Annotated in this window: 15 protein-coding genes; 7 read left to right on the forward strand and 8 right to left on the reverse strand. The window is 43.3% G+C overall.

What is annotated here, in order from left to right; translation table 11 throughout:
- Nucleotides 1–21 precede the first annotated feature (21 nt).
- The gene (locus ACT3TU_RS11340) at nucleotides 22–390 is read right to left on the reverse strand and encodes a hypothetical protein (protein ID WP_318779569.1); all 369 of its coding nucleotides are present in this window, start codon (nucleotides 388–390) and stop codon (nucleotides 22–24) included.
- Nucleotides 391–653: 263 nt separating this feature from the next.
- On the opposite strand from ACT3TU_RS11340, the gene ACT3TU_RS11345 reads away from it, so the two are divergent.
- Nucleotides 654–866 (forward strand): hypothetical protein, encoded by a 213-nt coding sequence (locus ACT3TU_RS11345; RefSeq protein WP_192520920.1) that lies wholly within the window; start codon nucleotides 654–656, stop codon nucleotides 864–866.
- A gap of 19 nt (nucleotides 867–885) precedes the next feature.
- Here ACT3TU_RS11345 and ACT3TU_RS11350 read toward each other — a convergent pair whose 3' ends face one another.
- Nucleotides 886–1,512, reverse strand: a complete 627-nt coding sequence (locus ACT3TU_RS11350) for a GNAT family N-acetyltransferase (protein WP_192520919.1) — start codon at nucleotides 1,510–1,512, stop codon at nucleotides 886–888.
- Between the two features lie 92 nt (nucleotides 1,513–1,604).
- Nucleotides 1,605–3,242, reverse strand: a complete 1,638-nt coding sequence (locus ACT3TU_RS11355) for an FAD-dependent oxidoreductase (protein WP_444784381.1) — start codon at nucleotides 3,240–3,242, stop codon at nucleotides 1,605–1,607.
- A gap of 239 nt (nucleotides 3,243–3,481) precedes the next feature.
- On the opposite strand from ACT3TU_RS11355, the gene truD reads away from it, so the two are divergent.
- On the forward strand, nucleotides 3,482–4,720 hold the full coding sequence (truD, locus tag ACT3TU_RS11360; RefSeq protein WP_444784382.1) for a tRNA pseudouridine(13) synthase TruD: 1,239 nt from the start codon (nucleotides 3,482–3,484) through the stop codon (nucleotides 4,718–4,720).
- A 57-nt stretch (nucleotides 4,721–4,777) separates the two neighbouring features.
- Here truD and ACT3TU_RS11365 read toward each other — a convergent pair whose 3' ends face one another.
- Nucleotides 4,778–6,235: a GGDEF domain-containing protein gene (locus tag ACT3TU_RS11365; protein WP_444784383.1), complete on the reverse strand. Its 1,458-nt coding sequence runs from the start codon at nucleotides 6,233–6,235 to the stop codon at nucleotides 4,778–4,780.
- 179 nt (nucleotides 6,236–6,414) lie between these two features.
- Entirely contained in the window at nucleotides 6,415–7,296 is an 882-nt protein-coding gene (locus tag ACT3TU_RS11370) for a PHP domain-containing protein (RefSeq protein WP_444784384.1), read from the reverse strand.
- 224 nt (nucleotides 7,297–7,520) lie between these two features.
- Here ACT3TU_RS11370 and ispZ point away from each other — a divergent pair, with 224 nt between their 5' ends.
- From ispZ to ACT3TU_RS11395, 5 genes are all read left to right on the forward strand, one after another.
- Complete coding sequence (gene ispZ, locus ACT3TU_RS11375; RefSeq protein WP_444784385.1) at nucleotides 7,521–8,072, forward strand: septation protein IspZ; 552 nt, start codon at nucleotides 7,521–7,523, stop codon at nucleotides 8,070–8,072.
- 159 nt (nucleotides 8,073–8,231) lie between these two features.
- A complete protein-coding gene (locus ACT3TU_RS11380) occupies nucleotides 8,232–8,561 on the forward strand; it encodes a YciI family protein (RefSeq protein WP_444784386.1) in 330 nt (109 codons plus the stop codon).
- 92 nt (nucleotides 8,562–8,653) lie between these two features.
- Nucleotides 8,654–9,010 carry a hypothetical protein gene (locus tag ACT3TU_RS11385; RefSeq protein WP_225735265.1) on the forward strand — a complete coding sequence of 119 codons (357 nt, stop codon included), beginning with the start codon at nucleotides 8,654–8,656 and terminating at the stop codon, nucleotides 9,008–9,010.
- A 15-nt stretch (nucleotides 9,011–9,025) separates the two neighbouring features.
- Entirely contained in the window at nucleotides 9,026–11,074 is a 2,049-nt protein-coding gene (gene mnmD, locus ACT3TU_RS11390; RefSeq protein ID WP_444784387.1) for a tRNA (5-methylaminomethyl-2-thiouridine)(34)-methyltransferase MnmD, read from the forward strand.
- A 379-nt stretch (nucleotides 11,075–11,453) separates the two neighbouring features.
- The gene (locus ACT3TU_RS11395) at nucleotides 11,454–12,098 is read left to right on the forward strand and encodes a hypothetical protein (RefSeq protein ID WP_444784388.1); all 645 of its coding nucleotides are present in this window, start codon (nucleotides 11,454–11,456) and stop codon (nucleotides 12,096–12,098) included.
- A gap of 306 nt (nucleotides 12,099–12,404) precedes the next feature.
- On the opposite strand, the gene ACT3TU_RS11400 is transcribed toward ACT3TU_RS11395, so the two are convergent.
- The 3 genes from ACT3TU_RS11400 to ACT3TU_RS11410 form a co-directional block, all read right to left on the reverse strand.
- A complete protein-coding gene (locus tag ACT3TU_RS11400) occupies nucleotides 12,405–13,073 on the reverse strand; it encodes a DUF4112 domain-containing protein (RefSeq protein ID WP_444784389.1) in 669 nt (222 codons plus the stop codon).
- A 9-nt stretch (nucleotides 13,074–13,082) separates the two neighbouring features.
- Nucleotides 13,083–14,000, reverse strand: coding sequence for a 4-hydroxybenzoate octaprenyltransferase (gene ubiA / locus ACT3TU_RS11405; RefSeq protein ID WP_444784390.1), 918 nt, complete (start codon nucleotides 13,998–14,000; stop codon nucleotides 13,083–13,085).
- Between the two features lie 89 nt (nucleotides 14,001–14,089).
- Complete coding sequence (locus ACT3TU_RS11410) at nucleotides 14,090–14,329, reverse strand: hypothetical protein (protein WP_444784391.1); 240 nt, start codon at nucleotides 14,327–14,329, stop codon at nucleotides 14,090–14,092.
- Between the last annotated feature and the right edge of the window lie 79 nt (nucleotides 14,330–14,408).

The raw sequence follows: 14,408 nt of genomic DNA on the forward strand, positions 1-14,408 counted from the left end.
CTTAAATATCGAGTTGTGTCTCTAATTACCCAACACCCACTCATCATTGATTTTATAAACACGAAAACCACCTTTATTCATTCGGCTATTACCGTTTATACTTTGCGTCACTTCAGCGGTACACATATAGGTATTTTCGCCATCAGTGGTATCACAGCTGATATTATCAACGCTTTCAAGCTTTGGCATCATGCCTTCCATCATGCCACTCATAGCCTGTACCATTTCATCGTTGCCGGCACCAGCCACCACATCATCCATTGCGCTATCCATTTGCTCATACTGCGCTTCGATTAATCCCTCGACAGTGCTATCAGAAGGGCCACTAGAGCAGGCTGCAAATAGTGGGGTTAATAATAGGACTAATGCCAATTTCTTTAAATTTTTCACGTTACCTTCTATGTATCTATAATGTTACCTGAACTATACAGATTTATTGCTCAAAACCCAACTTAATTTCAAGATATTTGTCTGTTTATACTTAAAATTTTATTATTAACTTAGGCCTGTTGATAAGTTTTCAGACGACGGTTAACAAAACCTAGCCACTTTAAGACCATTAAATGTATAAATGTGCTCATTGAGGATACGTCCTAATACAGACAGGACAATCGTGATGCTGTTATGATGCGGTTAATAATGACCGTTGCGAGATGACTGTGTGGCAGATGTATTTTTTTATATTACCGATTGGTCTGGGTATTATGACGTTAGTCGCCAGCCTGATTTGCCTATTTGCTTACTTAATGTCCGATGATAATGCCACGCGCTTACCAGCTTTTAACTGGTTTAAGCGCTTAATTTTGGTGGCGTTTTTACTGCTGAGTGCTGGGCTGTTTATGACTTTTGGGGATTTTCAGAGTTAGTTTAAAATTAAAATAAGCCTTATTGACTAACGATTTTTTCTAACTCTAATAATTCCAAATCTTGGCGTTTGGGCTCGCCATTATTGCCATCAATTGGAAACGGCATTTTATTGCCATTTAACTGATAACCGCGACGCTGGTAATAAGACAAGAGCTCAGGACGGTGGCTTAAAATAGACATGGTCAGACGAATAGGTTTGTTATCAGATGCTTGTAGGTCTGATTGCAAATGACGAGTGGCAAAAGTTTCTGCGGCCTGCAATAGTTGATGACCAACGCCATACCCTTGCAGCTCAGGCAGTACCGCAAACATGCCGATATAGGCTTTTTTATGACTGACACTTTGATTGCCGCCACTTTTGTTTAAGTCAGCATCAGTTTTTATGTCGACTGCGATACAGCCCAATAGCTCACCTGTTTCTGCACCATCGCGTTGACCTGTCGTGGTTTTTGGATAAATAAAAACGTAATATTTTGGGTCAGCGATGACGGCTGCAAGCTCAGCTTGAGTGGTTCGTATACCGCCCACTAAGCCTGCCTCATTGGTCCAGCCTTCGTCTTGCCGATAACAGCGGTTTAATAACTGCTCGAGTGCGCGAACGTCGTTAGCTTTAGCTTGACGTAAAAATACAGCATCTTTCTTCATATTGTCGGTGGTCCTTTTCCTATAGACATATTATTAAGGCTGACCTAAGTGAATAGACCAGCCTTAATAATAATACGTATCAGTTTTGACTACTAGCGCGATAATACATGGGCTTGCTCGATAATATCAAATCCTGAATTAAGCTGTGCACGCGTGGGCGCATGACCGCGGCGTAATAGCTCAGAGAAAGCAACCAACTCTTTGTCTCGACCTAGCGAACTGGCGGCAGTCGCCCGCGTGTCTTCGCCATCATCATCGAAATAGTATTCGATATAATTTAGTGTATCAGGTGAGCCAAATAAGAGGTTATTATCTGGTGAGGCCGCATGTCCGCTATAGCGTAGGCTTTTGCCATATTGCATCGTCCAAAAGAAAGGAATACGCTCCTCTAAGGTATCCACTTGCGCATCATTTAATATCGATGCTGCTGTCACAATGCCATGCTGCAATGCCACGCGCCAATGTTCGATACGCATGCGTCCCATTTGATTGGTGGCTTTGGCGATATCACCCAATGCATAAACGCCGTTACGTAGTTGCAAGTGATCATCAACCTGCACACCATCTGGGTCGTTTACTTCGCTGAATAGCTCTGTACGTGGAGACACACCAGTACCTAAAATGACGATATCGGCATCTATTTGCTCACCATTTGCTAATTTAACGCCACCAACTTGCGAGAAGTTCTCTTTGCTATTATCAGTAGGTTTTTCAATTCCAGTGATTTCAGCAACGCTGGCATTAAAGACAAACTTAATGCCTTTTTCTTCATGCAGCTTAATCAGCGCATTACTGACAGTTTCAGAGACAATATTGCCCATGACACGATTGTCTTGGCCGATAACGGTAATAGAGGCGGTCGTTCCTGCTTGCGCCAATGCTGAAGCGACTTCCATACCGATAAAACCTGTACCAACAACGACCACACGCTGGTCATGACTGGCAGCTTTAATCAATTTGGCATCATCCATACTACGTAACGTATAAACACCATCAAGATTGGCACCTTTAAATGGTGGTATCTTTGGCTCAGCGCCTGTTGCCACGACTAAGAAATCGGCAGTATGTTTATCACTATTACCATTTTTATCTTTAACCACAATCGTACGTTCATTGGCCAATACCTCACTGACAGTTTGGTTTAAGCGCAAGTCAATATCATTTTTACTCGCCCAATCAGCACCGCCCAGTAGCAATTTATCCTCACCCATATTCCCTGCCAAAAAGGCTTTGGACAATAATGGACGGTTATAAGGGGCTTTATCATCGGCACTAATCACGGTAATCTTGCCACCATAGCCAGTATGACGTAACTGATTAGCAGTCATAAAGCCCGAACCACCGCCGCCTACGATAATCGTATGAGTGTCGGTCATTTTGTCGTTTTTAATCTGTTTATCTATTTTAGCGGCTGTATTAACGGTTAAATTATCGCCATCATCTGTCAGCTCATATTGGGTCAAGCCTGTCATAGCAACCGGCTCTAATAACGTCCCATCACGACTGTCAAAAGTACCATGATGCCACGGGCAAATGACGCGGTTACCACAGCGTAGTCCATCGCCCAAATCTGCTCCAGCATGCGGACATTTACCGTCAAATGCACTAAACTCATTCTCATCACGAGTGATTAAAATGATACTATCGTCATCCTGTTTATAGGATTTCATGCCACCACTTGGAATATCAGCTTTGCTAATGGTGACGGTGTTTATCATTGTATTGCTCATAAGTCTTCCTTAACGGTTATAATTATTCCTGATTAAAATGTGTTGAGACAGTCATATCAAAGAAGTGACGCCTAATCAACCAAATCCCAATAAAATCATATTCATTGATAGTAGCAAGCCCACTACTCTCGCGGTGTTTTTTTGTATACCCACTGCGTTGCAAAACGTAATTTTTGGCTTTTTATCTCTAACGCTACCACCTACTTTTTAAATTAATCATCAAAACAAAAGACTAATTTATGATCTCTCAAGATAACACTGTAAACACTAACGAACTACCTAATAACGAAGCATTTGATAGCGCAAGTATCGATATTAGCGCCGCCACTGATACTGCCAAATTACCGCAGCCAATAACGCCACCTTTAAAACAAGCGACCTATAAAGCCCATACAGCAGACTTTGTCGTCAATGAGATACTTCCATTCGATTTTACGGGTGAAGGCGAGCATTTATGGTTGCATATAGAAAAGTCTGGGATGAATACGGCCTATCTGGCCAAACTCCTCTCAGAATGGGCGGAGATTGCATTGCGTGATGTGGGTTTTTCAGGCTTAAAAGACCGCCATGCGCTGACGACCCAATGGTTTAGCCTGCGGCTACCCAAGAAGCAACTGCCAGAATCCACATTTGCACCAGTCGATATCGGAGAAAATGAGGCCGTCACGATACTTGCGCAGCATTGGCATAACAAAAAGCTCAATCGCGGCACGCATCGCGCCAACCAATTTATCATTACACTGCGTGACATCCAGTTTGCAGACTTATCAATGCAAACGTCTGCACAGGATTTATCGGCTAAGCAAAGTACCAACAACAGTGTCGAGCAGCATTTAGTAAATATCAGTAAAAGTGGCATACCCAACTACTTCGGTCCGCAGCGTTTTGGACGTAACGGTAATAATATTAGAGAAGCTTTGGCACTGTTTGCGCGTCCAGCCCAAGAAAGTCGACCACAACCAAAAAAGAGCAAGCGTAAACGCGTACCGCGCGAGCAGAATTCGATGGAGCTGTCTGCTGCGCGTAGCTTGATATTTAATGAGATATTAGCAGCACGCGTACGTGATGGTAGCTGGAATACTGGACTGGCGGGCGAAGTCTTTAATCTCGATGGCTCAGGCTCGATATTTACTAGCGAAGAGCTAGATGAGACGTTACGCGTTCGCCTTGCCAGCGGTGATATTCATCCCACTGCCGTACTCTGGGGTACGGAGAACGATAAAGTCAGAGGTATGGCCGCAGCGCTTGAAAACGCTGTTGTGCAGCAAAGTCCATTATTAAGTCAGCTGGCAAATGGCTTAGAGAAGCGCGATGTTAAGGCACAACGACGAGCACTGCGTTTGCCTATCGAAGCATTATCTTGGGAATGGTATGATAAAGAAGATGAGCAGACGCTGGTGCTGAGCTTTACTTTGACGACGGGTAGTTTTGCTACCAGTGTCTTGGCAAGTTTGGTAGAAGAATTAAAGACACCATAATCAACTACTTAATAGCTAAATAGTTACTTATAAAAATAATAGCTGAGCGGTCATATATTAACTGCTGGCATAAGTGGCATTAACCGTATTTTCTTCTGCGGCTAGCATGTCGTTGGCACTGACAACTTGATTGCGACCACGATCTTTTGCCTCATATAAGGCTTTGTCTGCTGTACTGATTAGGCGCTGGCAAATGTCAGTGGGTAACTGCGCTGTTAACATATGATTGCTGGTACGTTTTTTGCTGGGCGACTTGATGTTTTTTGGGTTAGATAGCTGAGTCGCTGCCTCTTTTTGCACCGATATTTCGTGCGCTTGTCTGAGGCAGGTTTGCTCATCATGGGTCAAAGTATACAATCCCAAACTGGCCGTTACATTAAAACTGATACCATTTTTGATATTGATGACATGTTTTGCAATACTTCGTTGTAGTTGTTGAGCAATTTTCATCGCGCTATCGTGTTTGGTATTTGGCAATACAATCAAAAACTCCTCACCACCGTAGCGACTCACAATCGCTTCATCAGTTAAAGACTGCAACAACGTCTGTGCGACCTCAACCAAAACCTGATCGCCCACGTCATGCCCATAGGTATCATTAATATCTTTAAACCAATCTAAATCTAACAAAACAACGCTGAAGTCCTGTTTATCTCCCATTCTTAGTAACGCTTGCTGCATTTGCCTCAAACCGTAACGACGGCTTTTTAGCTGCGTCAATTCATCTTGATTGGCGTGTTGTAAAATCTCCCTTTTACTGTCATCCAGTATCAATAACAGGGTGCGGAACATATAAACAATAAAAACGGCTTTGGGTAACGCTAAAAACACATGGGTAGAACGCCAAAAAAACGCTGATGAGCGCTGCAGCTCACTAATATTATTCCAATCTAAGGTGTTGTTTTCAAAAGTCAGAGCAGCCATGGCGTTTTCAATGGCCATGACCTCGTTATAATTTAAATAGCTATAAGTATCAAGGAGAGGATAAATAACCGTTAATTGGCGCAAGTTAGGTAAATGAATACCAAAATATGGTGATATGATCGCCGAAAGAATCAATAAAACTTGCAGTAAAAATATCCGCCAAACATAACGACGTTTGATGAGCATCATGCCCAACATAGCGCCGCCAACCAGCGACACACCTGCAAACAAACTACTATAACCCACCATGACAATAACGATGGCGATATACGCAGAATAAGGTAGCATTAAGAGAATTTGCCACTTATATAAGCGGTTATCATTATTTCCAGAACGAGACAAATGTTTGATTATGCCCAAAAAAAACAACCCTATTAAGGTTGTGCCCAACCATAACGGTGACAAAAGAGTGATATCTACATAATCACTAAGCGCGTCTTGCTGCCACCAGACAAACAAACACCATAGCCAATGTAAAGAGACTTCCATCAAAATAAATATAGCGAGCAGCGACGTTCTATCAACAGCTTGCCACTCAAAAATCATTCGTGAGAGCTTTCTGTAGCCTAGATGAGATATCGATACAGCCATAATGGGCTACCGCAAATAATGAAAGTTATTGAGCCAAAACCAACGCCACCAATCAAGAGTCATGAACTATAATAAACCCAAATGTACTCGTTTAGTGTGGCAATTTTCATTTTATTTATCAAAACATTTAATGGAATTACAAGTCAATAAATAACCTTTTACTTGGCCGTGTTTCTCACCTAAGATAACGCTGAGAAAGCTTGCCAAACACCGTGTTGCTCAGGGTTCAAATGAGGCACGTCCCCCAAACGTCGCCATGGCATATTACTGCCATGAAAGTCGCTTCCTATCGACGCGGCAAGCTGGTGTTCAGCGATGCTACGATCGACCATTCTACGAGTGCTGACGGGTTCACTATTAGCTGGCAGCTCGCAAGCATCGCCGCCAAGCTGGGCAAACTCTTCAATCAGTTTACGCACGCGGGTCGCTGAGAGCTGGTAACGAGTTGGATGTGCCAGCACTGCTTTACCACCACAAGCATGGATCAGCTCGATGCCATGCTGCATCGTCAGCGCCTCAATAGCCACATAAGCAGGCTTATTATCCGCCAGATATTTATCAAAGGCTTTTTGCACAGTCTTAACCTCGCCGCGCTCAAATAACACTTGTCCAATATGCGCGCGGCCCACTGCTTGAGGGTTACCACCCGCTTTGTCACATACGGCTTGCCACAGCTCATCATAGTCAATATCTAATAACTCACTGAGCTTTTCAGTGATGCGCTGTCCGCGAGTAGCGCGGCTGTCTTGTAGTTGCTGTAGCGTGGCATGCATTTTATCAAAATCAGTAAAATCAAGTCCAAGGACATGGATGATTTTATTGGTTGATTTGTTTTTGCCATAACCTCCACTCAAGGTATGCTCACAGCTAATCTCAACCCCATTGATCAATTGTATATCGCAGGCTTCGGCGGCCGCACGCGCCTCATCGATGCCTAATAAGGTATCATGATCGGTCAAAGCCAATACGTTGATGCCCGCACTATGGGCGCGCTGTATCACTTCTGCAGGCGCATAAGTCCCATCAGAACAAGTACTGTGGCAATGTAAGTCGATTTTCATAAAACGGGCCTTAAGGTTTTGAATATGTTGTTAATTTAAAAATAGGTTCAAGTTAAATGTGCTATTAACTTAAATGTGTCCTCGTTACTAAATATTTTATCAGTAAAACGAGTGAAAGCTAGCTAAGGCGTGTCATATAAGACGATTATCGTGTTGATTGCTTTTTTTTGCCGCAGTAGACGTGTAAACTACCCCATACGTTTTTGTTGGACATCCTATTTGCTATGAAAGCCTTATTAGACTTCATTCCGTTAATCGCGTTTTTTATTGCCGCTCGTTACAATGGCATTTTAGCGGCAGCAGGCGCATTGCTCGTTGCCACTATTATCATTTATGCTATCCACTTTGTGCGTCAAAAAGGCAAGTTTGATAAACAACAGTGGGTGGTTCTATTATTAACCATCGTCTTTTGCGGTGGCACGCTACTGCTGCGTGACGACATCTACTTGCGTTGGAAATCACCAATTATCAACGGTATCTTTGCCATAACACTTTTGGTAAGTGCTGCCATTAATAAGCCGCTGATGCAGTTGGCCATGAAAGATGTTTTTTCGCTGACCATGAGTGGCTGGAAAAAGCTAACCGTCGCGTGGGCGCTGTTTTTTGCCTTTATGGGCGTACTGCATTATATCACGGCATTTACCATGTCAGATGAGGCTTGGATTAACTTTAAAACCTACGGTTGGATTCCGATTATGCTGGTGTTTGTGGTTGCCCAATTTGCGGTATTAAAAAAGCACCTCAATCCAGCACTAGGCGACAAAGCAACCAAATAATAAACCGTTAAATAATATTTATTATCATATAATAAATAACCACTTAATACTAAATTCTAATTTTGACAATGATTAATCGTCAAGACTCATTAAAAAAATGAGTAAAGGTCTTGTTATTGATTTTAGTGCTTTATTCTTATTATTAACTGAGGAAGCAGCATGGCCTTATTTGCCATTATCGGTTATGACGTCGCGGGTAGCAGTGCCCAACGTCAAGTAACGCGCGCGGAACATCTTGCACGCTTGCAACTATTACAAAGTGAGAAGCGTCTGGTTATCGCAGGTCCAACACCTATTGAGCACGGTAAAAATGAGATGTCAGGTAGCTTAATCATTGCTGACTTTGACTCTATTGACGTGGCTGAGTCTTGGGCAAACGATGAACCTTATTTACGAGATGGCGTATATAGTCATGTCGATATCAAGCCGTTTGTTCAAGCATTGCCCGCTCCTATCGATAGCTCAAATGATAAAGTAGCGGCGTTGTGAGTAAGTGCCTATTTTTATCAAATGACTCTTTATCAAATCACTCTTTGTTACGCGCTCGCTGCCTCAGATTTAGTCTCGCTAGCCTAATGCTAATGGCTGCTGTTTCGGTTCAGGCTGCGCCAACGGTGACTGCTATTGATGCAAATGATTCATCAGCCGCGGTCGTCGTAAATGGGCAACCCACCCAAAACTCAGCGCTGGATATTAACGATACCTTATCGGCACAATTACAGCCATCCAACAAGGCATTATCCACTGCCAATCAGGAGCTATTAAGCCGTAATGCCCAATTGCAGCGTCAAGTGAATGACCTACAAACTCAAGTAAATGTACTTGTTTATGAGAGTAAAGGTCAGCTGTTTTTATACGGGGCATTTACCGTCTTAATCAGTTTATTGGTCGGTATTTTTATCTCGTGGCTGGTGTTTGTCCGCCGTGAACGCTGGTAATATAAGTAACTCGTCATGTCTAGTCCGAAAACTAAAAATGCTAAACCATTAAATATCATTACGCCCGCTCAGATTGAGTGGCAAGACGATGATTCCGGTAACAAAGTACCAGTATCAGGGGAGTTTGGTGATGTTTACTTCTCACATGCTGACGGGCTGGCAGAGTCGCGCCATGTGTTTTTGCAACACAACCAAGTGCCAGAGCGATGGACAAAGCTGGAAGCGAAGCAATGTTTTACTATTGCTGAATTGGGCTTTGGTACGGGGTTGAATTTCTTGGCAACTTGGCAGCTCTGGCGTGAGCTTCGTACTCAGCAGCCTCATTTAGCCACCGCGCGCTTGCATTTTATTACTACCGAAAAATATCCTATACCCCTGAGCGACTTAACGCAGATCCTTGCTTTATGGGCACAGCGCGCTCCTGAACTGGCTGAATTGATTGAGCAACTTCTAGCCAGCTATCCAGCGCTTATTACTGGCTGTCATCGACTACAATTCATCGAAGATAACCTGACGCTTGATATCTGGCTGGGTGATGCAAGCGACAGTTTAGCGAGCTTGGATTCTGAATCGACTATTAATCGTCCTTATGTCGATGTCTGGTTTTTAGATGGCTTTGCACCTTCTTGTAATGAAACTTTATGGGCAGATAGTATATTTACCCAGATGCAGCGCCTATCACGCACTGGCACGACTGCCGCGACTTATAGCTGTGCTGGTATCGTTAAACGCGGATTACAAGCCCATGGTTTTGCGATTAAAAAGGTTAAAGGTTTTGGGCGTAAGCGCGAGATGCTCACGGCAATCATCAATGAAGATTCACAGTTGAATGAAAATACTCCAACTCTATCCAACCATCATAATCACACTATCGTAATTGGGGCTGGTGTTGCAGGACTCCTCACTACTTGGACACTCGCCAACCGCGATATCAAAGTGACGATTGTAGATAAGGCCGCGCCGCTTGCTGGCGCATCCGGTAATCCTCGCGCCCTCCTCGCGCCAAACATGACACCTATCCATCATGTCTATGAGCACCTGCATTCCATTGGTTACTTATACAGCGGCAGACTTTATCGTTACTTTAATCAGCAAGCCGCTATTCAGAAATCACCTCTAATACTAGAGCAGACTGGCACCTTAGATTTGCTGATAAAAACCAATATCGGCACTGAACAAATTGCTGATTATCCAAATGCGATGGCAACGACAATCAGTGCAGAAGAAGCGCGTCGAGTCAGCGGCTTAAAATCAAAGGATTTAGACGACAACTTATATCTACCACAGTCTGGCTTGGTCAATCCACAAGCACTAAAAACTATCATTCTGATGCACCCAAATATTACTTATCAGCAGCTTAACGTGACAAGTATTCAAGAAACGGCAGAACAGATTACGGTTTATGGTGATAAGAAAAATAGTAATAGCAGCCAAAAGCCGATGACTATCATCGCTGACAATGTGGTAATTTGCGCTGCCTATGAAAGCCATCAATTAGATAAACGTATCGTTGAATGCCGCACTATCCGCGGGCAGCTATCTTGGTTTACGCCGACCGCTGAACAAATAACCAAACTGCCTAAATTACCGCTCAAATATAGTGGTTATTGCGCCCCCTTTATCGGACAAGACGGTGACGCTGAGATAAATAATATTGTCGAAGGACAACCTCAGTTTTTACTTGGTGCCAGCTTTGTAGATGCTGATGCAAATATTGATATCCGCAGTGAGGAAAACCAGCAAAACCACGATAAATTACTTGAAGATATCCCTGAGTTAAACAACGTCTTGCCAGGTGATACTGATGCATGGCAAGCACGCGCTGGTATTCGCACCCAAACGATGGATTATCATCCTCTAGTCGGCTTGCTTGCCCAAAGCAAACGGCTCTGGACATTATCGGCCATGGGCGCAAAAGGCTATGCATTAGCACCGATATGCGCTGAGGCTTTAGCAGATATGATGTTAGGCTGTTTTACGCCTTTATCTGCCGTTATGTTAGCGAGGCTGTCACCCAATCGGGCGCGGCTGCATAAGCAAGCTAAGGCTAAGCCACTTAAATAAAGCTACATAAATAAATCTACCAAACTATAGTCGACTTATCTTTTATACGAATGATTTTTTATGACAGCGTCTGAATATGTCTTTTGTTACTTTACTTATTTTGCTGAGACATCTATCGCCCCTTTGACCTACCAGTCCATTTTAAAAGCGTGCTAGTTGGGGTAAGTATGACCGTTGCACTAATTGACGAGGTATTGTATTGAGACTAGGCGACTAGGCAGATGGCAAGGTATTTATTTATGTGAGCATAGAGAGCTTACTGAACAACGAAGGCTCCTGATTACCGTCAATACTTAATTTATTACATCGTCACTCGTGTTAGATTGTTCTCAGTGGTTTACTATACTTAAATAAAGCCCTATTAATGGATAGCAGTCTTATGTTAAAAAACCGTCTTTCTCTCCTCCCAAGACCCAAATCTTACTCGCATATTTTTCCTGCCATCTTTTTTAGTGTCTTACTACTTAGCGGCTGTCAAAAAAATCCAGAACAAGAAACCAGTGATGAGTTGCGGACTGAAACAGTCGTACAAACAGAACCAGTAACGTCTAATATTAATGGCTCTGATAGTGATGATACTAATATAAATGTAGATAACGCTACAGACCCTACTGAATCTAGTATTAAGACAGAACAAGACATCAATTTAACTGAGCTTGAGAACGATCTTGGCACAACCGATACCTCAGCAAATAATACTGATGCAACACCCAACCCTGAGCAAGCCATTAAAGGCGCGCAAATCACTGATGTCAACTATCGCAGTGCCACAGGCGAGACCTTATTCGTGGTTTTTGAGACCTCGGCCAAAGGTGTGCTAAACGCTATTGTGACCCTGCCTAATAAACCAAAAATAACGTTGAGCGCGCCTGAAGGTCAAGGTAACAATCCTACTTACCGCTCAGCCGATGGCAGCATGGAGCTGATCAGTCATGGCGGTGGAAGTACGATAGATCTCATGAGAAACGATAAACTGACCAGCTATGATGCGATTAGTGCTGACGCAGAAGTCATCACCGAGTAAGTTTTAGGGCGTGTCCTCATAATGATAAAATATAGTCGATACTACATATGATATAGTCAGTAAGAATTAATATCGCTACATCACGTACTGCAGGTACCGTTTTTTATTGCTTGCTGTGCCTACGCAGACAGAGGCTGCAAAAAAACTATACCCGCAGTATCGTAGCGTTTTTAAAGTATTTTAACTATAGATATATTAGGGGCTGTATATTTTTTATATTGAACTGGCTATATGCGATAAAAAGGCGGCACACGTTAATATCGTGGCCGCCTTTTTTACTATCACTTTGACCTGCTTTGTTGTCACTTAACCAAACCCTGTGGTTGTGCCAAATAAGCCTACCAACCAGCTGGTACCTACCCACAACCCCCAGCCAATAATTAGAATAACAATTAATCCCAATATATCAGGAATATGCAGGTACAACCAAGCAACAACTGGGTTGCGCCAAAAGCGACTGTTCTGTTGCCTATCGGCTAATGACTGATGCAAAAATGGTCGATCCATATGCATGGTTTCGGTGATGCCGTACTCATCTTGTAGATGCTCATGCACGATGCTTAGCGTCTTGCGACTGGGCCGAATAAAGATATCGAGCAGCGTCCCAATACCCGGTACGATACCGACCACCATATCGATGAGCGCCAGTCTGACGGCTGGCGTCATTTTATGTACCGGAACGCCTAGCTGACGACCTAATACAAATGCATAGCTGGTCAATACCAATCCTGCCAAATCACCCGCCAGCGGAATGGTCGAAAGAGCAGCATCAGCACCCATGCCTTGTTTGGTAAAAGGAATCCGCACCAGAGAATCCATGGTATTGGCAAACTTTGCCAATTTACGCTCGGTCGTAATAACCTGCTCGCGCGTTAGTCCATGCGCGGCTAGCTTTGCCTGATAATCTGTCTCAGGTGCATTGATATTAGCTGGCTTCTTCGCTTTTAACCTCGAAGACTTACTTAGTTTATCCATTAACTTAGTTTATCCATTAAAAGTCGTCCATAGACAAGCAATTGCGATAAGAGCAAAGACGTAACGTCCTACCCATATATTGGCTAAAAATGCTTGGAAGCAAGCCACAGCATTATAGCTGGCACACGCGCTGTTTTGCTTGGCAAACATCATGGCGACTAGCGCCATGCCAAATACGGGTATGAGCCCCAAGCTGGTTGGGGCAAAATAATGCCACAATACCGCCCCCATGATTAATAAAAATAAGGTTTGTAAGACAGAAATAATAACCACATCATAGCGACCAAACAATATCGCTGTAGATTTGACCCCTATTTTCAAATCATCCTCACGATCCGCCATGGCATATTGGGTATCATAAGCCACTGTCCAACACATATAAGCCAAGAACAGTAGCCAACACCAAATATCCGGCGCGCCCTGTATCGCCACATACGCCATCGGTATCGCCCAGCCAAAAGCAGCCGCCAAAAACATTTGCGGCAAATGGGTATAGCGCTTCATAAATGGGTAAATAAACGCTAATATAACCGCCCCAAGCGACCAGTAAAACACTACTATGGGTAAGAAAAACAATAAACCGGCGCTCAATAACACCAATACTAAAAATGCGGCAATGGCTTCTTTGCCAGAGAGACGACCATCGGCTAGCGGTCGGCCTTTGGTGCGACTCACGTGACCATCGACTTTACGATCAGCAAAATCATTAATCGCACAGCCCGCCGCCCGCATCAATATCGCACCAAGTGCAAAAATAATAAATATCTTAAGGCTGGGCAAACCTGCCGTCGCACCTTGCCGCTGTGCTTGCCCCATCGCGGCTAATAAAACACCCCATAATGTTGGCCACAACAGTAGCTCGATACCGACGGGTTTATCGAAGCGCGTCAGCTGAATATAGGCTTGTAGTTTGTCGTTAAATGTCATGGCGTTTTAATTATCATTGATAGAAAGTTTTATTTGATGGTTGATTACATAGAAGTTTGATATATGAAACACTGAATGCATAAGCGTTGCTAGACTTGCTGCCACATTTTATTGGCTTCTATTAGCGACATCTCAGGATATTGTTTTCTTAACGCTTTGATCGCGGGTATTTTATCTTTTTTTGACGCTTGCTGACGCAAAAATGCCAATTGCTCTTGTGGATTGCTCAATTCCTTTAAACGCGCTTCAAGCCGCAAAATTCTAGTACGCAGCATAATATTGATTAACAATAAAGCCGCACCCATGGCCCAAATAATGATCACCGACATTCCCTGCTCCTAAATTTTATGGCTCTAAACTTACCAATTCAGTCCTTTAAGCTTACTAACCAAAGGTATTTATATAATC

Origin of the sequence: Psychrobacter sp. AOP3-A1-26 (assembly GCF_052378235.1) — a bacterium.
Lineage (GTDB): Bacteria > Pseudomonadota > Gammaproteobacteria > Pseudomonadales > Moraxellaceae > Psychrobacter.